This is a genomic window from Candidatus Enterococcus testudinis (assembly GCF_002140915.1).
In the GTDB taxonomy this organism is placed as follows: Bacteria; Bacillota; Bacilli; order Lactobacillales; family Enterococcaceae; genus Enterococcus_D; species Enterococcus_D testudinis.
The window spans coordinates 1-26,544 of record NZ_NGKU01000001.1 but is presented as its reverse complement, the minus strand read 5'-3'; the positions used below and the strand labels follow the sequence as shown (position 1 = coordinate 26,544).

The 26,544-nt window shown below is 42.1% G+C and carries 22 protein-coding genes, 2 rRNA genes and 1 other annotated feature; of the genes, 17 read left to right on the top strand and 7 right to left on the bottom strand.

The features are described 5' to 3' along the window. Positions 1-19 precede the first annotated feature (19 nt). Positions 20-1,915: a tRNA uridine-5-carboxymethylaminomethyl(34) synthesis enzyme MnmG gene (mnmG, locus tag A5886_RS00120; protein WP_086273088.1), complete on the top strand. Its 1,896-nt coding sequence runs from the start codon at positions 20-22 to the stop codon at positions 1,913-1,915. 62 nt (positions 1,916-1,977) lie between these two features. On the opposite strand, the gene A5886_RS00115 is transcribed toward mnmG, so the two are convergent. Next, positions 1,978-2,433 (bottom strand): DUF2188 domain-containing protein, encoded by a 456-nt coding sequence (locus tag A5886_RS00115; protein ID WP_086273087.1) that lies wholly within the window; start codon positions 2,431-2,433, stop codon positions 1,978-1,980. A 212-nt stretch (positions 2,434-2,645) separates the two neighbouring features. On the opposite strand from A5886_RS00115, the gene A5886_RS00110 reads away from it, so the two are divergent. The 13 genes from A5886_RS00110 (at position 2,646) to guaB (ending at position 13,812) form a co-directional block, all read left to right on the top strand. Beyond that, on the top strand, positions 2,646-3,539 hold the full coding sequence (locus tag A5886_RS00110) for an SDR family oxidoreductase (protein WP_086273086.1): 894 nt from the start codon (positions 2,646-2,648) through the stop codon (positions 3,537-3,539). A gap of 39 nt (positions 3,540-3,578) precedes the next feature. After that, on the top strand, positions 3,579-4,148 hold the full coding sequence (gene amaP, locus A5886_RS00105) for an alkaline shock response membrane anchor protein AmaP (RefSeq protein ID WP_086273085.1): 570 nt from the start codon (positions 3,579-3,581) through the stop codon (positions 4,146-4,148). A 10-nt stretch (positions 4,149-4,158) separates the two neighbouring features. Continuing rightward, entirely contained in the window at positions 4,159-4,347 is a 189-nt protein-coding gene (locus A5886_RS00100) for a DUF2273 domain-containing protein (protein ID WP_086273084.1), read from the top strand. 16 nt (positions 4,348-4,363) lie between these two features. Next, positions 4,364-5,125, top strand: a complete 762-nt coding sequence (locus A5886_RS00095) for an Asp23/Gls24 family envelope stress response protein (protein WP_086273083.1) — start codon at positions 4,364-4,366, stop codon at positions 5,123-5,125. A gap of 302 nt (positions 5,126-5,427) precedes the next feature. Continuing rightward, complete coding sequence (gene rsmG, locus A5886_RS00090; RefSeq protein WP_086273082.1) at positions 5,428-6,144, top strand: 16S rRNA (guanine(527)-N(7))-methyltransferase RsmG; 717 nt, start codon at positions 5,428-5,430, stop codon at positions 6,142-6,144. 11 nt (positions 6,145-6,155) lie between these two features. Further along, positions 6,156-6,920, top strand: a complete 765-nt coding sequence (locus A5886_RS00085; RefSeq protein WP_086273081.1) for a ParA family protein — start codon at positions 6,156-6,158, stop codon at positions 6,918-6,920. After that, on the top strand, positions 6,910-7,800 hold the full coding sequence (locus A5886_RS00080) for a ParB/RepB/Spo0J family partition protein (RefSeq protein WP_086273080.1): 891 nt from the start codon (positions 6,910-6,912) through the stop codon (positions 7,798-7,800). Before A5886_RS00085 ends, A5886_RS00080 begins: the two co-directional genes overlap by 11 nt. 11 nt (positions 7,801-7,811) lie before the next feature. After that, positions 7,812-8,000 (top strand): DUF951 domain-containing protein, encoded by a 189-nt coding sequence (locus A5886_RS00075; protein WP_086273079.1) that lies wholly within the window; start codon positions 7,812-7,814, stop codon positions 7,998-8,000. Positions 8,001-8,008: 8 nt separating this feature from the next. Next, entirely contained in the window at positions 8,009-9,109 is a 1,101-nt protein-coding gene (gene ychF, locus A5886_RS00070; protein ID WP_086273078.1) for a redox-regulated ATPase YchF, read from the top strand. Positions 9,110-9,182: 73 nt separating this feature from the next. Next, positions 9,183-9,875 carry a DUF1129 domain-containing protein gene (locus A5886_RS00065; RefSeq protein WP_086273077.1) on the top strand — a complete coding sequence of 231 codons (693 nt, stop codon included), beginning with the start codon at positions 9,183-9,185 and terminating at the stop codon, positions 9,873-9,875. Positions 9,876-10,011: 136 nt separating this feature from the next. Further along, positions 10,012-10,551 carry a PadR family transcriptional regulator gene (locus A5886_RS00060; RefSeq protein ID WP_086273076.1) on the top strand — a complete coding sequence of 180 codons (540 nt, stop codon included), beginning with the start codon at positions 10,012-10,014 and terminating at the stop codon, positions 10,549-10,551. Positions 10,552-10,592: 41 nt separating this feature from the next. Beyond that, positions 10,593-12,125, top strand: coding sequence for an MFS transporter (locus A5886_RS00055; RefSeq protein ID WP_086273075.1), 1,533 nt, complete (start codon positions 10,593-10,595; stop codon positions 12,123-12,125). Between the two features lie 202 nt (positions 12,126-12,327). Next, the gene (guaB, locus tag A5886_RS00050; RefSeq protein ID WP_086273074.1) at positions 12,328-13,812 is read left to right on the top strand and encodes an IMP dehydrogenase; all 1,485 of its coding nucleotides are present in this window, start codon (positions 12,328-12,330) and stop codon (positions 13,810-13,812) included. Between the two features lie 65 nt (positions 13,813-13,877). Here guaB and A5886_RS00045 read toward each other — a convergent pair whose 3' ends face one another. Further along, the gene (locus tag A5886_RS00045) at positions 13,878-16,586 is read right to left on the bottom strand and encodes an FtsX-like permease family protein (RefSeq protein WP_086273073.1); all 2,709 of its coding nucleotides are present in this window, start codon (positions 16,584-16,586) and stop codon (positions 13,878-13,880) included. A gap of 9 nt (positions 16,587-16,595) precedes the next feature. Beyond that, on the bottom strand, positions 16,596-17,297 hold the full coding sequence (locus A5886_RS00040) for an ABC transporter ATP-binding protein (protein WP_086273072.1): 702 nt from the start codon (positions 17,295-17,297) through the stop codon (positions 16,596-16,598). Positions 17,298-17,446: 149 nt separating this feature from the next. On the opposite strand from A5886_RS00040, the gene A5886_RS00035 reads away from it, so the two are divergent. Continuing rightward, the gene (locus A5886_RS00035; protein WP_086273071.1) at positions 17,447-18,001 is read left to right on the top strand and encodes a TetR/AcrR family transcriptional regulator; all 555 of its coding nucleotides are present in this window, start codon (positions 17,447-17,449) and stop codon (positions 17,999-18,001) included. 43 nt (positions 18,002-18,044) lie between these two features. Here A5886_RS00035 and A5886_RS00030 read toward each other — a convergent pair whose 3' ends face one another. The 4 genes from A5886_RS00030 to croR form a co-directional block, all read right to left on the bottom strand. Then, the gene (locus A5886_RS00030) at positions 18,045-19,604 is read right to left on the bottom strand and encodes a polysaccharide deacetylase family protein (RefSeq protein ID WP_086273070.1); all 1,560 of its coding nucleotides are present in this window, start codon (positions 19,602-19,604) and stop codon (positions 18,045-18,047) included. Between the two features lie 278 nt (positions 19,605-19,882). Further along, complete coding sequence (gene serS, locus A5886_RS00025) at positions 19,883-21,160, bottom strand: serine--tRNA ligase (RefSeq protein ID WP_086273069.1); 1,278 nt, start codon at positions 21,158-21,160, stop codon at positions 19,883-19,885. Positions 21,161-21,212: 52 nt separating this feature from the next. Further along, positions 21,213-21,412: a binding site (T-box leader), on the bottom strand. Between the two features lie 31 nt (positions 21,413-21,443). Further along, entirely contained in the window at positions 21,444-22,628 is a 1,185-nt protein-coding gene (locus A5886_RS00020; RefSeq protein WP_086273068.1) for a sensor histidine kinase, read from the bottom strand. Further along, a complete protein-coding gene (gene croR / locus A5886_RS00015) occupies positions 22,618-23,307 on the bottom strand; it encodes a response regulator transcription factor CroR (protein ID WP_086273067.1) in 690 nt (229 codons plus the stop codon). Before croR ends, A5886_RS00020 begins: the two co-directional genes overlap by 11 nt. 711 nt (positions 23,308-24,018) lie before the next feature. Between croR and A5886_RS00010 the strand changes: the two genes are divergently transcribed. Then, positions 24,019-25,578 (top strand): 16S ribosomal RNA (locus A5886_RS00010). Between the two features lie 228 nt (positions 25,579-25,806). Then, positions 25,807-26,544: ribosomal RNA gene (locus A5886_RS00005) — 23S ribosomal RNA — on the top strand; the annotation flags it as partial.

Sequence of the window (26,544 nt, the reverse complement as noted above, 5' to 3'; positions counted from 1 at the left end):
GTGCGCAAAGGAGAAATACATGCAAGAATATCAAGCAGAAAATTATGATGTGATCGTTGTTGGTGCCGGTCATGCGGGCTCAGAAGCAGCACTAGCTGCCAGTCGAATGGGTGCCAAAACGTTGTTGCTGACAATCAATTTGGATATGGTTGCTTTCATGCCGTGTAATCCGTCGGTAGGGGGACCTGCCAAAGGCGTCGTTGTAAGAGAAATCGATGCTTTAGGCGGAGAGATGGGCAGAAACATCGACAAAACCTATATTCAAATGCGGATGCTCAATACTGGTAAAGGTCCAGCCGTTCGTGCATTGCGGGCCCAAGCAGACAAACATGCCTATGCTGCTGAAATGAAACATACCATTGAGCAAGAAGCCAATTTGACGCTGCGCCAAGGCATCGTTGAAAAATTATTGGTAGACAATGGACAATGCCATGGTGTTGTTACCTCCACTGGTGCGCGCTACGAAGCGGCTGCAGTTGTGATCACAGCCGGAACTGCTTTACGCGGGGAAATCATTATCGGTGAGTTGAAATATTCATCGGGTCCGAATAACTCCCAACCCTCTATCGGTTTGGCCGATCATTTGAAAGAGCTGGGCTTAGAAATTGCCCGTTTTAAAACAGGTACACCGCCACGGGTCAAATCAAGTACCATCAATTATGATGTGACGGAGATCCAACCGGGGGATGAACAACCCAACCATTTTAGTTACAGTACGCCAGATGAAAACTATAATCAAAACCAAGAACCTTGTTGGTTGACGTATACCAATGAAGGGACGCATCAAATCATTCAAAATAATCTGCACCGGGCACCAATGTTCACGGGAATCGTTGAAGGGGTAGGCGCAAGATATTGTCCATCTATCGAAGACAAAATCGTCCGTTTTGCTGATAAATCACGTCACCAATTGTTTTTGGAACCGGAAGGCTTGCATACAGAAGAAGTCTATGTACAAGGATTATCCACGTCAATGCCAGAAGATGTTCAAGTGCAAATGCTGCACTCAATTGCTGGGTTAGAACAAGTTGAAATGATGCGGACAGGCTATGCCATTGAATACGATGTTGTCGTACCTCATCAATTACGGCCAACACTTGAAACCAAAGTCATTGAAAACTTATTTACAGCCGGTCAAACCAACGGCACCAGCGGCTACGAAGAAGCAGCTGGTCAAGGACTGATTGCCGGCATCAATGCTGCGTTGAAGATCCAAGGCAAAGAACCCTTTATTATGAAACGCAGTGATGGGTATATCGGTGTCATGATCGATGATCTGGTTACCAAAGGGACCAATGAACCTTACCGTTTGTTGACATCAAGAGCGGAATACCGCTTGTTGCTGCGTCATGACAATGCAGATCTGCGGTTGACTGAAGTCGGTCATCAGATTGGTTTAGTCAAAGAAGCACAATACGCAAGTTATCTAGCTAAGAAAGATGCTGTTGAACAAGAAATGCTGCGATTGAAAAAAATTCGCATCAAACCAACACCGGCAATCCAAGCGTACTTGACGGAAAAAGGCACTGCGACTTTGAAAGATGGTGTCCTTGCCTATGATTTCTTACGGCGCCCAGAAGTGACTTATCAAGAGATGTTGGCTTTTATTGAAGCGAATGATGCATTGAAACCAAAAGAGATCGAACAAGTTGAGATCCAAATCAAATATGAAGGGTATATCAAAAAAGCCCTTGAAAAAGTCGATAAATTAAAACGGATGGAAGCCAAACGAATCCCAGAGATGATCGATTATACAGCAATCAATGGCTTAGCCACGGAAGCCAAACAAAAATTGCAAAAAATCCAACCTGAAACGATTGCCCAAGCCAGCCGCATCAGCGGGGTCAACCCAGCGGATATTAGTATTTTAATGGTCTACATCGAACAAGGAAAGATTGCGAAAGTTAAAGAATAACCAAAAACATGAAGACAAACCAAGATCGCGTAAGCAATCAATAGGGATGTCTTCATGTTTTTTTACTTATCGCGATAATCGATTTCTTGCTGCTTGGTGCCGTCTTGTTTATAAATCGTTAAAACAGACTGCTTGTTTTGGGCGATTTCTTTGCCTCTAGTCACTGCGTCGTCTTTATGATCGAACTGATCACTGGCGCGTTCGGCGCCTTTAGAACGGACTTCCCAATGGTCTTCTTGATATTGTACGGTTACAGCGGCATCCATTAACTTCTGCGCATTTTTGTTGATAGCATGTTTGTCATTTTTTTGCGGATTTTTTTCTTGGTGAAACGCCTTTTTTTCGTCAGCTGTTGCATCATCGAACCATTTCTCGGCTTGACTGGTGGCAATCGGGATGGCGCGGTCATCGTTATAGCCGTCTGCTAACAAGGCGTTGGCAATTGAAATGGCTTTCTTGCGGATCAGTGGATCGAGATTTTTCATTGAAACAGGATAATCATCTACATTCCATGGCATATCGGTTCCTCCTCGAATGATCATTTCTTTTATCTCTTAGTGTACTGGCTTCTGAAAAAAAGGGAAATGATATGCTTTCCCATACATTTGCAGCCCTTTCTTTTTCCATAAAACACGAAGAAGCATTTTCTTTTTGGTTATACAAGCGTTATATTTCCCAAAAAAATTCGAATGGTTTAGAATTTTAGTATAGAGTTAAGGAGGTCGTACAAATGAGTGAACCTATATTGACTGATCCACGGGATATTTATCACACTGACAAATTCAGCAAACAGGAACAAGATACGCCTGCTTTACAAGACGAGATGCTGCCGGAACCAGATTGTGGTGAAGAATCTTATGTTGGCACGCAGCAATTGGAAAATCGTCGTGTCTTGATCACTGGCGGTGATTCAGGGATTGGGCGTGCTGCAGCGATTGCATTTGCCCGAGAAGGTGCTGATATTGCATTGCATTTTTTCCCGGGTGAAGAAAAAGATGCCAAAGAAGTCGCCCACTATATTGAAGAAGCTGGGCGCAAAGTGATTTTGCTACCATATGATCTGCGAGATGAAAGTGCCCCGCAAGAAATCATTGATAAAGCAGTGGGTGCTTTAGGTGGTTTGGACACGCTCGTGTTAAATGCAGCGCAACAGATCACCCGCCCATCGATTGCCGAATTACCGATCGAACAAGTAAAAGATACCTTTATGGTCAATATTATTTCGATGTTTGCCTTGGTCAAAGCAGCAGAACCTCATTTACCTGCTGGCGGTGCAATCGTGACTACAACATCCGTTCAAGCTTTCAGTCCAAGTGCTCATCTGATGGATTATGCAGCTACGAAATCAGCGATTGCGAGTTTTACAGTTAGTTTGGCGAAACAGTTTGCTGAAAAAGGGATTCGTGTCAATGGTGTGGCGCCAGGTCCAATTTGGACACCATTGCAATTAGACCATGGTCAACCAGAGGATGCCTTACCAGAATTTGGTCAACAAGCCTTATTGAAACGGGCCGGTCAACCAGCAGAATTGGCACCAGTCTATGTCTTTTTGGCTTCAAACAAAGCTAGTTATGTAACTGCACAAATTTATGGTGTTACAGGTGGCGAAGCAATCAATTTGTAAACCACTATGAAATAACGTAAGCAAAGGAGGAGGTGTCATATGAGTAAAGGGTGGAAAATCGTATCGATCGTCATTTCATTGGTCTTTATTACTGTTTTATTGCCAATCGTTTTAATGAGTAATCCTTATATGCAATTACCTTTCGGTTTCGATCGAGATGGCAATGTAGTGTCTTATTTCTTCAACAATTTGTTTATGCGGCAATACATGTTTTGGGTAGCAGCAGTCTTGATCATCTTATTCTTGATAGTGATTCTTGTGATTTTGTTTTATCCGAAAACAAAAACGACCTTTGTTTTGAAAGAAGATAAAGGAACGTTGACCATCGACAAAAAAGCAATCGAAGGACTTGTTCGTACGAAAGTCAACGATAAAGAATTTGTTGAAGGACCAAAAGTATCTGTCAAAGCGACAAAAAATCGGCTATTGATCAAAATCAAAGGTAGATTAAAACGTACTTCGGCATTAGTTGGCAAGACCGAAAATTTAATGGCAGAGATTCAACAAGATGTCCAACGTGTGCTAGGTTCTAGCGAAAAAATCAAAGTTGAAGTCAATTATGCCAATTTTGAGCAAAAAGAAACCCCGGAAAATCCACGTGTAGAATAGGAGGGCTATCATGAACGAAATCCAACAATACAAAATCCCATTGATTTTCGGCGCGATTGGCCTGATCATCGCATTGTTATTTGTTACGATTGGCTTTTTTAAGACATTGCTGATCCTACTTTTAACAGGACTTGGATTCTTATTGGGATTATATGTACAACGTACCGGTATGTTAGATGAATTTCTAAACCGACAATAAATAGGAGGAATATTATATGAGTAATCGAAATGAATTAAACAACGAAAAACCAATCAGTGCACACCCAGATCCAGTCGTGCCGAATACAAATCATCAAGCAAATGATCATTCTGTACCGTTGACCGAAGCGCCAGATCCAGTGGTACCAGGTGCTGAACGAGCAGTCGATCCTAAGCCAAATGGACCTAAGCCAGGGGATCACCCTGCACCAGGCAACCCAAAACCAGGTCATGCAACAGTACCAACACCGCCAAAACCAGGTTTTGAAGGACCTACAGGTGAAGCACCAGTCAATGGCGCATTGACGTATGATGACAAAGTGATCCAAAAAATCATTGGAATCGCCTTGGAACACGTAGATGGATTGTTGACTGTTGACGGCGGCTTCTTTTCAAATATCGCTGAAAAATTGGTCAATACAGACAATGTGACTTCTGGTATCAGTACCGAAGTTGGGAAAAAACAAGTGGCAGTTGATTTAGATATCGTGGTTGAATATGGCCGCAATATTCCAGAGGTCGCTGAACAAGTCAAAGAAGTGATTGAAAGAGAAGTCTCTAATATGACACAACTAGAAGTGATTGAAGTCAATATCAACGTGGTTGATGTGAAAACCGTTGCGGAATATGAAGAAGACAGCGAAACAGTCCAAGACAAAGTATCTTCTGCAGCATCAAAAACAGGTGATTTTGCTTCACGTCAAACCGATAAAGCCAAACATGCGGCTGCTAGAACGTCTGACCGTATCGAAGAATACAATGAGCCACGTGTAAAATAAGCAATAGTTAAAAGGAGCATCGACTCGATCACGTCGATGCTCCTTTTTTTTTGCTGAAAAAAAGCCGACCAGTAAGTTTGGCAGCCTTACTGGTCGAGGAAAAATGAAAAAAGTTTTTTTGGATTGACATCACTATACTGCGGATAACTTAAAGTAAACTTAAAATCGCAATTAAGCCAATTTAAAAAAGCGTAAATTCTCTTTTTTCCCGTTGTCTGACCTTGCAACAAGGTACTTTTTGCGTTAAAGTAGGAATTAGTCTGTGAAACATTTTCTGTTTCACGAAATAGAAAGGATCCACTATGCAGCCTGAAGAATTTCAACACGCATTAGCCAAAAAAGGTATTGACTTAACACCAGCGCAAATGGAACAATTTTCTGCCTATTTTCATTGTTTGATCGAATGGAATCAAAAAATGAATTTGACCGCGATCACGGAAGAAAAAGACGTGTACTTAAAACATTTTTTTGATTCTGTCGCTTTAGCATTTGAAACTGATCTCACGACAAATAGTCATTTGTGTGATGTCGGATCAGGTGCTGGTTTTCCAAGTATCCCTTTGAAAATCGTTTTTCCTAAATTAGAGATCACGATTGTCGATTCATTGAACAAACGCATCACATTTTTGCAAAATCTAGTTGCGGCTCTCGGTCTGCAAGGCGTGCATTTGTACCATGATCGTGCCGAAACCTTTGGACAAAATTCGCAGTTTCGTGGGCAATTTGATTATGTGACGGCCCGCGCTGTTGCTAGATTGAATGTCTTAGCTGAATTATGTTTGCCATTGGTAAAAAAATCAGGCTATTTTTATGCCCTGAAAGCGGCCAAAAGTGAAGAAGAGTTTGTTGAAGCCAAACCAGCGATCTCACAACTTGGCGGCAAATTCATCACAGAAAAAAGTTTTTCATTGCCTGTCAGCGGTGATGAACGACATGTACTGATCATTCAAAAAACCAAAGAAACACCAAAGAAGTTTCCACGTAAACCAGGTACGCCAGCGAAACAACCAATCAAGTAGGAGGAAAATCAATGGCTCGTATTATATCAGTTGCAAACCAAAAAGGCGGTGTCGGCAAAACAACGACGACTGTCAATCTTGGTGCAAGTTTAGCGTTTGTCGGTAAAAAAGTCTTATTAGTCGATATCGATGCCCAAGGAAATGCCACCAGCGGTGTCGGTATCCGCAAACCAGACGTAGAAAAAGATATTTATGACGTCTTAGTCAATGAAACACCGATCGTCGAAGCAATTCTGCCAAGCAGCCGCGAAAATTTGGATATTGTTCCAGCTACGATCCAATTGGCAGGTGCCGAAATTGAGTTGACTTCGATGATGGCACGAGAATCACGCCTTAAATCAGCACTTAATGAAATCAATGAGCAATATGATTATATTTTCATTGATTGTCCGCCTTCATTGGGCCATTTAACAATCAATGCATTTACCGCCAGTGATTCGATTTTGATTCCTGTCCAATGCGAATATTATGCGTTAGAAGGGTTGAGCCAGTTGTTGAATACGGTTCGTTTAGTCCAAAAGCATTTCAATCCAGAATTAGAAATCGAAGGTGTCTTGTTAACGATGTATGATGCCCGGACCAATTTGGGTGCTGAAGTCGTTGAAGAAGTGCGTCGCTACTTCCAAGAAAAAGTGTATGAAACGATCATTCCACGGAATATACGTTTATCTGAAGCCCCTAGCCACGGACTGTCGATCATTGATTATGATCCACGTTCTAAAGGAGCGGAAGTGTACCAAACGTTAGCAAAGGAAGTGTTAGCACGTGAAGAATAAAGGCAAAGGATTGGGTCGCGGCATTGATGCCTTGTTTCAAGACCTGCAAGGATTAGAAGAAGTCGATATCAAGACCGAAAAAGTCGTTGAGCTTCCCTTGAATGAATTACGTCCGAATCCATATCAACCACGAAAAACCTTCGATGAACTTTCTTTGCAAGAATTGGCCAACTCGATTCAGCATGCAGGGGTCTTCCAACCAATCATTGTCCGTCAATCAACGGTCAAAGGCTATGAGATCATTGCAGGTGAACGTCGGTTTCGTGCGTCAAAATTAGCAGGAAAAGAAACGATTCCAGCGATTATCCGCAATTTTGATGAAGAAGCGATGATGCAAGTCGCCGTTTTGGAAAATCTGCAAAGAGAAGACTTGAATCCGTTAGAAGAAGCCGAAGCCTACGATATGTTGATGAAAAACCTCAAGTTGACACAAGCCGAAGTCGCTGAGCGTTTGGGCAAAAGCCGTCCATATATTGCGAACTACTTACGTTTGCTCACATTGCCTAAACTTGTCAAAGAAATGGTGCAAGACAATCGCTTATCTATGGGACAAGCCCGTACGTTGTTAGGATTGAAAAACAAAGATCAAATCTTGAAATTGGCCAACCGCTGTGTGAAAGAAAACTTTACGGTTCGTCAATTAGAGCAATTGGTCTCTGAAATGAATGATACCAAAAATGAAAAGAAAAAAGTGCCGCGCCTGATACGCGAGAAACCTTATTATTTGCGTGAAAGCGAAGACCGTTTAATGGATAAATTCGGCACGAATGTAGAGATTCGCGAAAAAGAAGGCAAAGGGAAAATCGAAATCGAGTATTTGTCTCAAAAAGATTTGACCCGTATATTAGATTTGTTGAATATTCAATTTGATGAAGCTTGAGGTGATAAAGAATGTATGATCTTGGGGATATTGTCGAAATGAAAAAACCACATGCCTGCAAGGCAAATCGGTGGGAAATCATCCGTATGGGTGCCGATATCAAAATCAAATGTACCAATTGCGGTCACATCGTGATGTTGACCCGACGTGATTTTGATAAAAAAATGAAAAAAATTCTAGAAAAAAAAGAGAAAGAGTGAAGTAAATTATGGCGTTAACAGCCGGAATCGTCGGTCTACCAAATGTAGGCAAATCGACTTTATTTAATGCAATCACGAAGGCAGGCGCAGAAGCCGCTAACTATCCCTTCGCAACGATCGATCCCAATGTAGGCATGGTGGAAGTACCAGATTGGCGCTTGCAGCGATTAACAGAATTGGTTCATCCTAAAAAAACAGTACCAACGACTTTTGAATTTACGGATATTGCCGGTATCGTACGTGGCGCGAGTAAAGGTGAAGGACTAGGGAATCAATTTTTGAGCCATATTCGCCAAGTAGACGCTATTTGTCACGTTGTTCGCTGTTTTGATGATGATAATATCACTCACGTGGAAGGTCGCGTAGATCCGTTAGCAGATATCGATACCATTAATTTAGAATTGGTGTTGGCTGATTTAGAATCTGTCAACAAACGATATACACGGGTGGCTAAAATCGCCAAAACCAAAGACAAGGATGCTGTGGCAGAATTGTCCGTATTAGACAAAATCAAACCCGTTTTAGAAGAAGGGATTTCTGCGCGTTCTATTGAATTTACGGAAGAAGAACAACGCATCGTCAAAAGCTTGTTCTTATTGACGACGAAGCCTGTGCTTTATGTGGCTAACGTTGCTGAAGATGATGTGGCAGATTATGACCACAACGACTACGTCAACAAAGTCAAAGAATTTGCCAATAGCGAAAATGCTGAAGTGATTGTGATCAGTGCGAGAGCTGAAGAAGAAATCGCTGAATTAGAAGAAGAAGATAAAGCTGATTTCTTGGAGGCTTTGGGTATCGAAGAATCTGGATTGGATCAATTGATTCGAGCAGCCTATGACTTATTAGGCCTAGCGACTTACTTTACGGCAGGAGAACAAGAAGTCCGGGCTTGGACATTCCGTAAAGGAATCAAAGCACCGCAAGCAGCTGGTATTATCCATACAGACTTCGAACGCGGCTTTATTCGCGCAGAAACAGTTTCCTTTGAAGACCTAGACCAATACGGCACAATGCAAGCCGCCAAAGAAGCAGGACGGGTTCGTTTGGAAGGAAAAGAATACATCGTGCAAGATGGCGATGTCATGTTGTTCCGTTTTAACGTATAAAGGGCTTTCTTCCTAAGGATTTTGTGGTAAAATGTCCATTGTGAAGAAAACGCGCAGAAGGGAGAATCAATTCATGGAACCAGAAACTCTGCGAAATTATGTTTCCGAAAATCGTGAATTTGAACAACAATTAACAAAACGTAATCAACAATATATTTTTGATTTAAAAAAATCATTAGAAGCCGCCAATCTTTCTGAAGAAGAAAAGACTGTAGCACTGCACGACATACTGCCAGTCCTAGTAAAAGAACAAAAGGGCGGGAAGACAGCTAGACAATTGTTTGGTACGGTGTCTGAACGAACAGAGGCGATCATTAACAAGCCGGTTGTACAGAAAGAATCAGGCCCGTTTCTGATGTGGTTAGACAATACCTTGCTGATCCTTGGTATCTTCGGGCTGATGTTAGGTGTTATGGGTATCTTTACCCGGGGACAAGCACAGCCATATGGCTTATTGACCTTGTTCTTGATGGCGATCTTGGCTGGTTGGGTCTTCTATTTGATGTACAAATACATGTATCAATATGAACGACCTGGTGCTGATAAGAGCAAACGACCTAAGATGTGGAAGATTATCTTGATATTGGTCGGTGCATTCTTATTATGGATCGTTGTGATTTCTCTATCAGCGATGATTCCGGCGCCATTCAATCCACAAGTTGATCCAGTGATTGAAGCGCTGATCGGTGCGGTTGCATTGGCAGCGAAGTATTACTTAAAACGCAAATATAATATTATCAGCAGTCTCTCTGTACCTAGAGGCTAATGAGCAGCCCCGTTGTTTCTCTTTTTATAAAAGAAAAGCAGCGGGGAATTTTTTTGCTTGACAATAGATCTAAAAGACCTATAATAAGCAAGTCGATATATCTAAAAGACTGATATAGATTGCAAAGGAGGTACCTATGTACGATTTATTATTATTAGGGTCACTCGTTGGTGGGGATAAAACCGGTTATAAGCTGCAAAAAATCGTTGGATCTGCATTACAACCTATGCGTAAGGTCTCAAGTGGGGTCTTGTATCCATCCTTGGAGAAGTTAGAAAAAGAAGGATTGATCACGTCAACAGAGCAGCAAGATGTCCGCAAAACCAAGTTATGGCACATTACAGCTGCTGGGACAGCACGTTTTGCCCAGCTGATGCAAGCAGATATTCCATCGGATGCGAAACGAAATGATATGATCCATTTCAAATTACGTTCATTGAATAGTGTGTCAATGCCAGTACAGCTGAAGATTTTGACTGAGTTTCAAAGCTTTATCGAAAGTGATCTTTTATTTTATCAACAAGCACAACAGGATATGCAGGCCCATCGCGTCGAATTTCCTGATATGGCGCCTCGCTTTGATGTCATCGTGTCAGCCTATGATTTAGATATCCAGTTGGCACAAACAAAGCTTTCGTGGATCAATCAACAGATTGAACAACGAACTGCCATTTAACTACAAGCAATTGAATTTATATATAGGAGTGTTGAATCATTATGGACAAAGCGTCAAAAAAATGGTTTTCATTGATTGCCTTATCATTAGGCGTCTTTATGGGTTTGTTAGATGTAACAGTTGTCAATGTGGCATTGCCCACGATGCAAAAAGCATTTGATGCCCCATTCACACAATTACAATGGGTGTTAAATGCCTATACATTGGTCTTTGCTGTTACATTGCTGATCGTATCTAAGTTAGGTGACATGTATGGGCGCAAAAAGATTTTCTTAGGCAGCTTAGTGATCTTTATCGCCGCGTCCGTTTTGAATGGGTTTGCCCCTTCTTTACTGATTTTGGATATTGGTCGTGGGATCCAAGCAGTTGGCGGTGCCGGGATGATGTCCTTGTCTATGGCACTGGTTGCATCAAACTTTGAAGGCAAGCAACGAGGACTGGCTCTAGGTATCTTGGGTTCTGTTATTGGCTTGTCTTCTGCTTCTGGCCCATTAGTTGGTGGTCTATTGGTGGATGCTTTTGGTTGGGAATCTATTTTCTTCATCAATTTGCCGATTGGGATTATTGCTGTATTGATGACTGTGCGCTTTGTAGATGAAACACCTAGTTATGGTCATGAACAAAAAATCGATGTGCTGGGGATGTTTCTTTCAACTGCAGCTTTATTCAGTGCCATCTATGGGCTGATCCAAAAAGAGACCAATATAGATTGGGCATGGACAGATTTCAGAGTTGGCGGCTGGTTGGTGTTGGCGATCGTTTTCTTGGTTCTATTTATTGTCACCGAAGCAAAAGTCAAAGAACCAATGATGAATTTAAAGATGTTCAAAAATATCAATTTTGTCGGTTCCGTCATCGTTGCTTTTGCATTGGGATCCGGTATTTATGCATTCAATACATATTTGACTGTTTTGATGCAAAACTACATTGGCTGGTCGGCATTTGACACAGGCGTGCGTCAGTTAGCGTTATCTGTTTGGTCATTGATTCTAGGTCCAGTTGTAGGTATCTTGGGCAATAAATTTGCCAAAAAATGGATGATTGCTGCTGGATTATTGATTAGCGGGGGCGGTTTCTTGTTCTTGATCGGTCAATTATCACCAACAATGGGTTATGCGCAACTATGGCCAACATTAGTGATGATCGGTATAGCCAACGGAATCGTCAATCCATTGCTGAATTCAGCTGGTCTAGAAGGTGTTGCTCCTCAAGAAATGGGTATGGCTTCAGGACTTTTAAATGTATTTCGTCAATTTGGTACGAGTTTTGGTGTGGTGATTTTAGGGCTAGTCGAAGCCAATCGCTATGCCGAAGTGGTCAATGCCAATGCAGACAATATGAATGTGCCAATCAAACTAACAGATAGCTTGATCAGTGCTGGTCCTTTTTCTGGCCATGAGATTGCTTTTTCTGATACAGTCAATCAAGCGCCTTTCGCAGCTGAATTGCAAAAGACCGTCATTCAAGCTTTTGATAGCGGATTGACCCATATCTGTTATGTTGCAGGTATTGTTGTCGTGATTGGTGCAATCGGGGCAGCCATCTGTATGAGAGAAAATAAGACGGCTGTGTAATCACAACCTAGAATAGTCAGTATTATTTTTGTAGGCAGTCAGACGCATCTGGCTGCCTTTTTGAGAAAACCAAAGCAGATTATGAGAATTCCTATTCTGATTCCTAACGATAAATAAGAAAGCTTTCTGAATGGTTGACTTATGAAAAGAATTTTGATATTTTTTTTAAAATACCTAAAAACTTTAAGGAGTGGTTACAAAAATGTCCAACTGGGAAACCAAATTTGTAAAAAAAGGGTTAACGTTCGATGATGTCCTATTGATTCCTGCAGAAAGTCACGTGTTGCCAAACGATGTGGATATGCGTGTGCAACTTGCCCCGAATATTACGTTGAATATACCAATCATAAGTGCCAGTATGGATACAGTAACTGATAGCAAGATGGCCATTTCAATGGCGCGCCAAGGCGGTCTTGGCGTAATTCACAAGAATATGAGTATTGCAGCACAAGCGGATGAAGTGCGTAAAGTCAAACGGTCAGAAAGCGGCGTGATCATTGATCCGTTTTTCTTAACACCAAGTCATCTCGTGGCGGATGCAGAACATTTGATGAGCAAATATCGAATCAGCGGTGTACCTATCGTGGAAACGATGGAAAATCGTACACTTGTCGGCATCATTACCAATCGTGATATGCGTTTTGTCACTGATTATACAATGTCTATCGCTGATGTTATGACGAAAGATCAATTGATCACCGCGCCAGTGGGTACTTCACTGAAGGATGCTGAAAAGATCCTGCAACAACACAAAATCGAAAAATTACCAATTGTTGATGAACAAGGACGTTTGAGTGGTTTGATCACCATCAAAGATATTGAAAAAGTAATCGAATTCCCCAATGCTGCCAAAGATACCCATGGCCGCCTTTTAGTAGCGGCGGCGGTAGGTGTTACTAGCGATACCTTTGAGCGTGCGCAAGCGTTGTTAGATGCAGGCGCTGATGCGATTGTGATCGATACAGCTCACGGTCATAGTGCAGGTGTTTTGCGTAAAATTTCTGAAATTCGCGGTCAATTTCCAGAAGCGACATTGATTGCCGGAAATGTCGCAACAGCAGAAGGAACCAAAGCCTTGTATGATGCGGGTGTTGATGTCGTGAAGGTTGGTATTGGTCCTGGATCGATTTGTACAACACGGGTCGTTGCGGGTGTCGGCGTACCGCAATTGACAGCTATCTATGATGCAGCATCTGTTGCACGTCAATACGGCAAGTCAATTATTGCAGATGGCGGAATCAAGTATTCTGGAGATATCGTGAAAGCATTAGCCGCTGGTGGTCATGCAGTGATGCTAGGCAGCATGTTAGCAGGTACGGATGAGTCTCCAGGTGAATTTGAAATTTATCAAGGTCGTCGCTTCAAGACATACCGTGGTATGGGATCACTAGGTGCAATGGAAAAAGGCTCAAGCGATCGCTATTTCCAAGGTGGTGTCAACGAAGCCAACAAATTAGTCCCTGAAGGTATTGAAGGACGCGTCGCTTATAAGGGCAGCGTATCTGATATTATCTTCCAACTGATTGGCGGATTGAAATCAGGTATGGGTTATGTAGGCGCCGCTAATCTGCAACAATTACGGGATGATGCCCAATTCATTCAAATGAGTGGAAACGGATTGAAAGAATCACATCCTCACGATGTGCAAATCACAAAAGAAGCACCAAATTATTCTGTGAAATCATAATTGTTTTCACGTGAAACATTAAAAAAGACATCTGTGCCTCACTTGAAGGCGGCAGATGTCTTTTTCTATTCGTTGGATTTTAACGCATCGATCATATTCACATGGGTCAATCTCACATGGGTGACAAACATAACAATGACGGTAAAGAGAATCGTCATTCCTCCTGCCAATGCATAAGCAGGCCAATTGATCACAAGGGGAAAGACCATATTCTCCATTGAGGCTTGCATGAGAATAAAGTCGGTCAAGAAGTATCCTACGGCATAGCCCGCCAAAATACCAAACAATGTAAAGACGATATTCTCCCGTACAATATACATCGTGACTTCCTTATTGTAGAAACCCAATACCTTGATAGTAGATAATTCACGAATCCGTTCTGACACATTGATATTTGTTAAGTTGTATAACACCACAAAGGCCAGTGCGCCAGACAATACGACTAAGATCAAAACAATCGAGTCTAAATTGCCCATTGATTCGTTTTGGGTATTGATTTGCGTAGAGAGGAAAGTTGTATTTTTGACACTATCGGTTTTTAACAATGTGGTAGAGAGAGTTTCTTCTTGTTTTTGGCTCATTGTATCGCTTTTGAGCAATAAGGTATTCGGTGTACTGGTTGAATCAGTCATCGCTTCATAGGTTTCTTGCGATAGGTATAGTGAATTACCTAAGTAGTTTTCGGCGATACCACTGATGTTCACCTCAAAAGATACTTGATCACTATTGTAGAAAGTCAGGGTATCTCCTACATGGATATCATAGAGTTCAGCATATTTCATTGTCAAAACCGCACCTTGATTAGTCAAAGATAACTCCTCACCATCAGGAGAGGTCAAATGAACATACTCTGCGAAAGCATCGTTATCAGCAGGAACCATCAAAGTCAGACTTTGTTTGCCTTGATTCTTTGGCCGAATCTCAATCGTTTCGCTGTTTACCGCTAATGTACTGTTCACTGCTGGATCATCAGCAAGGGTTGTTTCGGCTTTCTCTAACGTAGCGTCTTTGCTATCTGCCAGCGTCACGACTGCTTGATAATCGGTGATTGGTCCAAATTGTTTGCTGGTGACGGAGCCTAGGGAATCTTTCAAGCCAACCCCCGCGACCATCAATCCTGTACATCCAGCGATGCCGATGATCGCCATGACCATACGTGATTTGTAGCGGAAGATATTTCGAAAGCTGACTTTTTGATTAAAGCTTAAACGAGACCAGAGCGGGGTGATTCTTTCCAAGAAAATCCGTTTTCCTGGTTTTGGCGCCCGTACTTGCAACAATTGGGCTGGTTTTTCCCGTAATTCTTTGATCAAAACAAAAAGACAGGCACCAAGTGCTGCAATCAAAAAGGCGCCCGCGGCTAAAATAATGGGGGACCAAACATAATATACACGAATCCCATCCAATAAATAGCGATCACTCGATAGGAAATAAATCAAACGGGGCAGCAGTTCAGTTCCTAATACGGCTCCACTGACGATACCAATCGTGGAAGAGAGTAGGGCATAAATCAAATACTTGATTGAGATTTCCGCTTTTCCATAACCTAATGCTTTTAAGGTCCCAATCTCTTTCCGGTTTTCTTCCACCATTCTCGATAACGTTGTAAAGGTGATCAATGCAGCGATAAAGAAGAAGAAGACGGGGAAGACATTCGCAATAGCTGCGATTCGATCAGATAACCCACCATATTCTTGGAAACCAGGATTGTCCTTCCGTTGGTTATAGAGATAGGTTGGTTCTTCCAAGTCATCTAAGTCAGCGAGATTGTCTTGAATGGTTTGTTGTGCGTCGTCCAATGTTTCTTGTTGTTCGTCTAAAGTTTCTTGCTGCTGTGCCAATTCTGCCTTGCCTGCAGTGATTTGACTGTTGAGGGCGGCTTGTTGTGCTTGCGGTAATTGGCTTAAAGCCGCTTCTTGTTCATCAAGCTGTGCCTTTGCATCATCTAATTGCGTTTGGGCGTCATCCAGTTTTGCTTGATTGTCCGCTAGTTCGTCTTGCGCGGGTGTGATATCTTCCATGGCATCTGCTTTGATTTCAGCCAAGCGCGCTTGTGGACGATCGGCAAAGAGTGCTTCGATTGATTCTTGGTGGCTGTCCATCTTTTCAACGTATGCATCCCCGTAGGTTTCCAATGTTTGGACATCATCAAAGGCAAAATACAGGATCGATTTGACATCCATAGTAAAGTTGTTTTCCGGTACATATGCGAAGTAAGAGACCACACCGCTGCCGACATTGGCATAGCCGCGTTCGGCGACACTAATATAGATGGGTGAGTCTGCAAAACCAACGATTGTGTAGGTTTCATTCGACAAGTTATCCGTATCCTCGAATGTATAGGAATCACCTAGGTGATAGCCATAATTTTTGGCCTCAGTATCTAAAATGATTTCGTTCTTCTCTTCAGGTAAGCGTCCTTCTTTGACCAAAAGCTGGTTCAATGACTGTTCTTTATTGTAGGAGTTGACTTGAACGACTTCATCGCTGTTTACGGCTGCATAAAACTGATAGGCAGATTCGACAGCCGCATCCGCTTTTGCTGCAACATCAAGGTCTTCTTCAGTGAGACCCATCGTGGATGTGACTTGCAGATCCGCCAATTGTTGCCCATCTACGTAGGCGCTAGCTGAATGATTCAATATGGGTCCAGTCGCTTTCACACCGACAAAGAGAAAAGTACCGAGAAAAATAATCACGGTAATGGCAATGAAGCGTCCTTTTGATTGAGTGATTTCACGGAAACTGGCTTTTAAATAGGTTTTATTTTTCATCATTGCCTCCTACCAAACGATATCGTCGATAGAAATCGGCTCTTTATTTTCTTCAATTGATCGTACAGTAGCATCATTGATATGGATCACGCGATCAGCGATGGGTGCAATGGCACTGTTGTGGGTGATGATCAATACCGTATTTCCGTTTTCACGACTGGCATTTTGCAAGAGTTTCAGCACTTGCTTCCCAGTTTCAAAATCTAGAGCACCTGTTGGTTCATCACAGAGTAGCAATTTAGGATTCTTCGCCAATGCTCTGGCAATCGATACCCGTTGCTGCTCGCCACCAGAAAGTTGAGCGGGAAAATTGTTTTTGCGATTTTCTAAGCCCACTTGTGCAAGGACTTCATCAGGATCAAGGGCGTTAGGTGAAACTTCTGTCGCCAATTCAATATTTTCTTTGGCAGTCAGATTCGGTACCAAGTTATAAAATTGGAAAACGAATCCGACATCTTTGCGGCGGTATTCTGTCAATTGTTTGTCTGAGAACTGGGCGATGTCGACTTGGTCAATAATGATTTGTCCTTCGTCGGGGGAATCCATACCACCTAAAATATTTAAGACAGTTGATTTTCCGGCACCACTAGGACCCAAAATAACGACCAATTCGCCTTCTTCAATCGAAAAAGACAGGTGATCGTTCGCAGTGATTGTCGTCTCACCCATTTGGTATCTTTTACATTCGTTCTTTACTTCAACATAACTCATTCAATAGCCTCCATCTAATAAACACGTGTTGATTTAATCACATGGTGTTAGTATACTAGTAAAGAAAAGCGGGGGCAATCCTCAATGCTTATGTGAATGTTATGAAATAGACAAATAAAGAGAATGTGTTGGCTAGGAAGGAGTATCTAATGGCTGGAGTAGCGGGGAATCGCCGAACAATATATTCAAAAAATGTGATCAGACAAGCATTTCAAGAGTTACTATTAGAAAAAGAATTCGAAAAAATCACCATTAAAGAAATTGCAGAACGGGCAGATATCAATCGAGGAACTTTTTATAAATATTATAAGGATACAGCGGCGTTGCTTGAAGAAATCGAAACTGAATTGGTTCGTGAGATTTCAGGTAACTTGCAACAAGAAAGTCTTTCCCTTGATTTATGGTTATCAAAGTTGCTGACAATCCTATATGAAAATCCAAGTACGACTCATTTGATTTTGTTGAATAATAGCCATTTATTGAATCTGTTAATGACTGAGATCAAACCAGAAACATTCAAACGCTTTGCGCTTTATTTCAAAGAAGCGACGACCGAAGAATTAGAATTATGCTTGAGCTATTTCGTGTGTGGGTCGATTGGACTGATTGAACACTGGTTAAAAGCATTTCCTGAGATGGCGCCAGATGCTGTAGCAGCATTGCTGATTCAAATATTTACCACAAATGTGTATGAAAGAGAATAGAACAAACAAACGCCGAGATGTCGATCCTCGGCGTTTGTTTGTTCTATTCAACTAAGCGTTCATCCGACATACCGAAGTATTGATGCAGCGGTCTTTGTTCTCCATTCAATAATTGATCTACAGTGACGAACGTATAGCCTTCTTCTTTGAGCATTTTAATAATACCCGGCACAGCTTTTACAGATTCTGGATGAATATCATGAATCAAAATAATAGCACCATTAAATACATTCCGTTTAACGACAGCATTGATTTTGCCAGGGTCTTTTGATTTCCAGTCTTGAGAATCAATATCCCATTGAATGATTGGCATACCGATCGTTTCTGTACTTTGCTTGTCGATCGCGCCATAGGGTGGTCGTAAATTTCTTGGTAGTGTACCGGTCGCATCAAAAATTGCTTTGTCTGTTTTGAAGATTTCTTCTTTCAAGTCCTCGGTTGATAATGTGTTCAACTGAGGGTGAGAATAGGAATGACTAGCTATTTCATGTCCAGCTTCAGCAACTTTTTTCGCGGAATCAGGATATTGCGCCACCATTTGACCGAGCATGAAGAAGGTCGCTTTGACATCGTTTTGTTGCAAAATATCGAGTAAATCTAAAGTGGAGGAATTATTCGGTCCATCATCGAAAGTCAGTGCGACATACTTTTTATTTTGGTCCAATACGGGTAGAGCATCTTTGACGCTTTCTGGTTTTACCAAATCGGTATCAATAAATGCAGCGATATCTTTATAATCCAGTGTGATTTTGTCGACCCCAGTTTGGTTTTTGGGTAATTCAATCGTTAATTTTTCTGGCGCATAGGTCATTTTTGAATCAAAAGTGATGCGATCCATACTCAACACAGCATCAATGATTTTATCGGGATCATCTGCTTGATTTAGAATCTTTTGTTGAATCACTTGTTGGATGCCTAAAAGACTCCCTTGATCTGGAATCAAATCTTTCATAGTCAGAACAGCATTTGTTTTTTCAGAGACATAGATAGAAGACTCAGATAAGGTATCTGCATCTTGAAATTTTTCGGTTTCTCGGTTCCAAACGTAGCTGTCGGCCTGTAAAGAATAAACGGAGACCTTGGAAGACACAGCCTTCGATTTGATTTGAGCAATCGTGACGCGTTCCTTATCCGTGTGTTTTTTGTCTAGTTTTTCAACCAATGCTGTCAGCTTGCTAGTTGCATCATCAATAGGGAACTTACTGTCATCTTCTGGTCGATAGATCACTTCTTTGCGCGCACCTTTGGATAAGGACTGACTTTGGGTAGCAAGTCCATTCTGTGCTTGTTGCTGGGCAATGTCATCTAGCAAAGAGCTAGCCGCAGCTTCATACTTTGCTTGCGCAGCCTTTTCTTGCTGCTGTAATGTGTAGGTGATATAACCAGCCGTTGCAATAATCACAATGATCAATAATGCAACTAAGCTGAAAATATATTTTCCATAAAGTGTTTTCTTTTTTTTCGTCAAGTGATTCGACTTATCTGAGTGCACCTCAGTATTTATTTTATTTTCAGTAGGACTAGTTTGATTCTGACCCTTGGCTAAGTCAGTAGTTTTCTTGTGTAAATCACTCCGACGAGCATATGACTTTTTATCAGGCATTTGGCTTACTCCCTCCATCTAACATCATAAAGTAAACCAACCGTAACATAATTGTAATATTCTTTCAACGCTCCTGATTTCTTTCTTAGTGGAATTAAAGAAACGTTGCTTTTTTCTAATATAACATCTGAAAAAAACGATAGTTTTTTTATTGTTGATCAATGGGAGCGGATTTATTTATGGCTGTGCGTTGTCTATTAGAAAATCGTATAGAGTAATGGCGCAATCCATGTCAATAAAAAAACTATGGCTGCGCTTTTGGCAGTCATAGTTCAGATTTATGCTTTTTCGATTTTGGTTAAACCACCCATATAAGGTACGAGTACTTCAGGTATCGTTACACTGCCATCTTGGTTTTGATAATTTTCTAAGACGGCTGCTACAGTTCGTCCAACAGCTAGGCCAGAACCATTCAACGTGTGCATGTAGTGGATTTTTCCTTCTTGGTCACGGTAACGGATCATCGCACGACGGGCCTGGAAGTCTTCACAATTTGAACAAGAACTGATTTCACGATAGGTATCTTGTGCTGGAATCCAGACTTCTAAATCATAGGTCTTAGCCGCTGAGAAGCCCATATCACCAGTACATAAAGCCATGACGCGGTATGGTAAGTTCAATTTTTGCAAAATATCTTCTGCGTTACCGGTCATTTTTTCTAATTCCTCATAAGAATGTTGGGCATCACTAAATTTGACCATTTCTACTTTGTTGAATTGATGTAGGCGAATCAAGCCACGGGTATCTCGACCAGCACTGCCGGCTTCCGAACGGAATGAAGGGCTGAGCGCTGTAAAGTAGACGGGAAGTTGTTCGCCATTTAAAATCTCACCATTATAGTAGTTGGTCAGTGGCACTTCAGCAGTTGGAATCAATGTTAAGTCGGTATCTGCCAATTGGAAAACATCTTCTTTGAATTTTGGGAATTGACCAGTACCAAACATTGACTGGCTGTTGACGATGTAAGGAGTCATCATTTCCGTATAGCCATGCTCATAAACATGCTGATCGAGCATAAAGTTATACAATGCACGTTCTAAGCGGGCCCCTAGACCTTTGTAATAGACGAATCGGCTTCCTGAAACTTTGGCGCCGCGTTCAAAATCTAAAATGTTTAGCGCTTCAGCAATTTCCCAATGTGGTTTTGGTTCGAAATCATAGCTTTTGGGTGTTGACCAGCGTCTTACTTCCACATTATCGTCTTCATCTTTACCAACAGGCACTGATTCATTCGGTAGATTAGGTAATGTCGTAGCAATATGCTTGATTTCTTCATCGATTGTGTCAATCGCTTCATCTAATTGCTTGATTTGACTGCCCACTTCTTTCATTTGAGTGATTTTATCTGTCGCGTCTTCCTTGGCCCGTTTCAAAGCAGCTATTTCGCCAGATACGTCATTGCGTAATTTTTTTAATTCCTCTGTTTTGACCAATTGTTGTCGGCGTTGTTCATCGAGGGTCAAGAAGTGTTCAAGAATTTCTGCTTTTATACCTCGAGTTGCTAGTTTTTGCTGTACTTCTTCAAAGTTTTGGCGAATCATTTTTACATCTAACATGATTAATTCCTCCTTTTTTGTATACAAAAAATGGTTACTCCGATCCCTTGTTGCTTGGGACGAAATAACCATTCGCGGTGCCACCCAAGTTCAGCTTCAGCTGCCCTTGATACTCGTATCGTGAGTCGACGATTTTTCTTTCGAAAAATACACGTCAAAGAACTGGATTCTATCCGTTTGATCACTGATTTTCACCATCCATCAGCTCTCTGAAGAAAAAACGCATATACTAGGTTCTGTGTTTATATTATTTACCATAGCATAACGAAAAATAACTTTTTCGTCAACCATAGTTCTGTGTTGAGGACAGATTGTTGCGCGTCAACGGCAAGTGGATAATGAAGGAAGTCCACTCAGGTGTGGAGTTTGCATAGATATAGCCGCCATGTAAGGCAACGATACTTTGGGCGATCGCCAACCCTAAACCAGTACCTCCGGTTTCTTGAGAACGAGATTCCTCTACTCGATAAAAACGGTCAAAAAGGGAATCTAAAGCTTGTTTGGGAATCATTTGCCCATTGTTTTTGACGGTCAGAATTGCTTCAGTCCCAACTTTTTCGACTTCCATGCGTATCGTGTCTGCACCCTTACCATATTTCAGTGCATTAGAAAGCAGGTTGTTAAAGACGCGTACTAATTTTTCGGTATCGCCGTCCATTTCGATGTGATTAGGACGCGTATATGTTTCGATTTTGATTCCTTTGCGGGTTGCCTCCAATTCAAAGTCCGCAGCGAGTTGTTCAACAAATTGTGCCATGTCGAAGGAGACTAAGTTGATAGGCACACTTGGTTGGCGCACTTTGGTATACTCAAACAAATCGTCTACCAACGATTTCATTTGTTTGGCTTTCACATAGGCCGTATGGGTATATTTTAGTAGTTCTTCCTCAGAATGGTATTGACGATCTTCAATCAGTCCTAAATAACCAATGATCGATGTCAATGGTGTGCGAATGTCATGACTGACATTGGTAATCAATTCATCTTTGGATTGTTCAATTCTTCGTTCGTCTTGAATCGCAGCTACCGTACTATCAACGAGGACATTGATATTTGACACCACGCGATTCAGATCACCTCTTAATTCAAACGGAATTCGGTGGTCGTAATTGCCTTCAGCAATGTAATGCAACTCGCTGATGATGTGACGCAATTGCATTTGATGATACCTACGGATCAAACGCCAATACAAAACGATGACATCCAAAAAGAAAAACAAGGGCAGAATGAAATTACGACCGCTCCTAAAAATATCCGTATTGAAAGCATCTGTAAAGGCAGTCTTCGATTCATAGATAGCTTCGACCAAAAGAGGTGAGTTTTCTCGCACAGAAGTACCCACGACAATTATCGCGACATTTAATAGAAGTAAAAGGACAACGGTGATGATTCCTTCAGCAAAAAGTTCGCTGATTTCTTTGGAAGTCAGGGTAATACGCTTCTTCTTTTCAACGGGTTTACTTCGCATCTATTTTGTAGCCAACTCCCCACACTGTTTGAATGACTTTCTCACCATCAGTTGCTTCTTCAATCTTATCTCTTAAATGACTGACATGAACCATGACAGTTTTCGCAGAAACGACACTTTCTTGTTTCCACACCCGCTCAAAAATCTCATCTGCACTAAATACACGGTTGGGATGAGAAGCAAGCAAATACAAAATACCAAACTCCAGAGCAGTTAATTGAATCTCATTCCCATCAATCGTCTTCACTTCATGTGAATCACGATTGATGATCAGTGAGCTGACTTCTAATATTTCCGGTTGATTAGAAGGAGTTTGCATTTTCGTTCTTCTTAATAATGATTTTACGCGGGCCATTACTTCTAAAGGATTGAAAGGTTTAGTTACATAATCGTCTGCGCCAGCTACCAATCCACGAATCTTATCCATATCAGTTGTTTTTGCTGTTAACATAATAATAGGGATTTGGGATTCCTTACGCAGTTCTTTGACGACCTGCATACCGTCCATTTCGGGCATCATGATATCTAAAATCAGTAGTTCAATATCAGCGGTGGTTCGAATTTTGGATAAGGCTTCTTTCCCATCATACGCTTTGACCGCCTCATACCCTTCATTGTGTAAATAAATACTCAATAGTTCAACAATCTCTTTATCATCATCAGCTACCAATATCTTCATATGTATCCTCCTAGGAACAATATTCTTTTCTCCATTTTAGCAAATATTCAACAAAATGAACAAATTCAGACTTAAATTTATAAGAATGATAGGAATTAAAACAACTCAAAAAAGAAAACACGAACATTACGAGAGCAGAAGAGAAGATTCGCATTGATTAACGAACAAAAAGGATAAAATAATTGCGCATCAGCTTTGGAAACGCACTAACTAGAAACGTTGTTCTATCAAGCGTTTTAGGGTTGACGAATAGGATGAAAGTTGGTATATTATTACATGTGCCAAATAGCTACTGGCTTCAAAAAACTTTTTTGAAAAAAAGCTTGACGCACGAGAATACAGATGATATTATAACGAAGTCGCAAATTTAAAAAGATTAATCGTTGTTGATATGACAACAAATTAATTAAAAAAAGTTGTTGACAAATAACAAATCATTTGTTATGATGATTAAGTTGCTAAGGCAGCCGCAACGTTGTTGAAAAACAACAAGCGAAAAAAACTTTTATAAAAAGTGTTGACAATCACTTGTCACTCTGATATGATATAAAAGTTGCTAACACAACAACGTAGACCTTTGAAAACTGAACAAAGCAAGCAAACGAACCAATGTGTAGGACGCTTCATTTTATGAAGCAAATACATGCAAGCAATAGCTAGCAAAAGTTTTAATTTATGAGCTTAACGATCCTTTGGATCGTTCAAACAAATCATTATGAGAGTTTGATCCTGGCTCAGGACGAACGCTGGCGGCGTGCCTAATACATGCAAGTCGAACGCTTTTTCTTTCACCGGAGCTTGCTCCACCGAAAGAAAAAGAGTGGCGAACGGGTGAGTAACACGTGGGTAACCTGCCCATCAGAAGGGGATAACACTTGGAAACAGGTGCTAATACCGTATAACACTATTTTCCGCATGGAAGAAAGTTGAAAGGCGCTTTTGCGTCACTGATGGATGGACCCGCGGTGCATTAGCTAGTTGGTGAGGTAACGGCTCACCAAGGCAACGATGCATAGCCGACCTGAGAGGGTGATCGGCCACACTGGGACTGAGACACGGCCCAGACTCCTACGGGAGGCAGCAGTAGGGAATCTTCGGCAATGGACGAAAGTCTGACCGAGCAACGCCGCGTGAGTGAAGAAGGTTTTCGGATCGTAAAACTCTGTTGTTAGAGAAGAACAAGGATGAGAGTAGAACGTTCATCCCTTGACGGTATCTAACCAGAAAGCCACGGCTAACTACGTGCCAGCAGCCGCGGTAATACGTAGGTGGCAAGCGTTGTCCGGATTTATTGGGCGTAAAGCGAGCGCAGGCGGTTTCTTAAGTCTGATGTGAAAGCCCCCGGCTCAACCGGGGAGGGTCATTGGAAACTGGGAGACTTGAGTGCAGAAGAGGAGAGTGGAATTCCATGTGTAGCGGTGAAATGCGTAGATATATGGAGGAACACCAGTGGCGAAGGCGGCTCTCTGGTCTGTAACTGACGCTGAGGCTCGAAAGCGTGGGGAGCGAACAGGATTAGATACCCTGGTAGTCCACGCCGTAAACGATGAGTGCTAAGTGTTGGAGGGTTTCCGCCCTTCAGTGCTGCAGCAAACGCATTAAGCACTCCGCCTGGGGAGTACGACCGCAAGGTTGAAACTCAAAGGAATTGACGGGGGCCCGCACAAGCGGTGGAGCATGTGGTTTAATTCGAAGCAACGCGAAGAACCTTACCAGGTCTTGACATCCTTTGACCACTCTAGAGATAGAGCTTCCCCTTCGGGGGCAAAGTGACAGGTGGTGCATGGTTGTCGTCAGCTCGTGTCGTGAGATGTTGGGTTAAGTCCCGCAACGAGCGCAACCCTTATTGTTAGTTGCCATCATTCAGTTGGGCACTCTAGCGAGACTGCCGGTGACAAACCGGAGGAAGGTGGGGATGACGTCAAATCATCATGCCCCTTATGACCTGGGCTACACACGTGCTACAATGGGAAGTACAACGAGTCGCGAAGTCGCGAGGCTAAGCTAATCTCTTAAAGCTTCTCTCAGTTCGGATTGTAGGCTGCAACTCGCCTACATGAAGCCGGAATCGCTAGTAATCGCGGATCAGCACGCCGCGGTGAATACGTTCCCGGGCCTTGTACACACCGCCCGTCACACCACGAGAGTTTGTAACACCCGAAGTCGGTGAGGTAACCTTTTTGGAGCCAGCCGCCTAAGGTGGGATAGATGATTGGGGTGAAGTCGTAACAAGGTAGCCGTATCGGAAGGTGCGGCTGGATCACCTCCTTTCTAAGGAATATTTCGGAAGACTACACATCGTTTGCCTTTGTTCAGTTTTGAGAGGTTTACTCTCAAAATTAGTATTGTTCATTGAAAACTGGATATTGAAGAAATCAAAACAAGTAACACACACCGAGTTGAACAAAAAAGAGTTTTTTAATAAGTTCAACGCTTATTTTAGTCAAGTAACCTTCTATCGCTAGAAGAAGTGCTTGAAAAACCGACCGTAAGGTCAAAGGTTAAGTGAATAAGGGCGCACGGTGGATGCCTTGGCACTAGGAGCCGATGAAGGACGGGACTAACACCGATATGCTTTGGGGAGCTGTAAGTAAGCTATGATCCAGAGATTTCCGAATGGGGGAACCCAGCATCTTTTATAGGATGTTACGTCTGTGTGAATACATAGCACAGTCGAGGTAGACGCAGAGAACTGAAACATCTAAGTACCTGCAGGAAGAGAAAGAAAATTCGATTCCCTGAGTAGCGGCGAGCGAAACGGGAAAAGCCCAAACCAACAAGCTTGCTTGTTGGGGTTGTAGGACTCCGATATGGTAGTCCATTCAGATAGTCGAAATACTTGGAAAAGTATGTCAAAGAGGGTAAAAACCCCGTAGACGAAATTTGGATGACACCTAGGAGGATCCTGAGTACGGCGGAACACGAGGAATTCCGTCGGAATCCGGGAGGACCATCTCCCAAGGCTAAATACTCCCTAGTGACCGATAGTGAACCAGTACCGTGAGGGAAAGGTGAAAAGCACCCCGGAAGGGGAGTGAAATAGATCCTGAAACCGTGTGCCTACAACAAGTTAGAGCCCGTTAATGGGTGATAGCGTGCCTTTTGTAGAATGAACCGGCGAGTTACGATAGCATGCGAGGTTAAGTTGAAGAGACGGAGCCGTAGCGAAAGCGAGTCTGAATAGGGCGATTGAGTATGTTGTCGTAGACCCGAAACCATGTGATCTACCCATGTCCA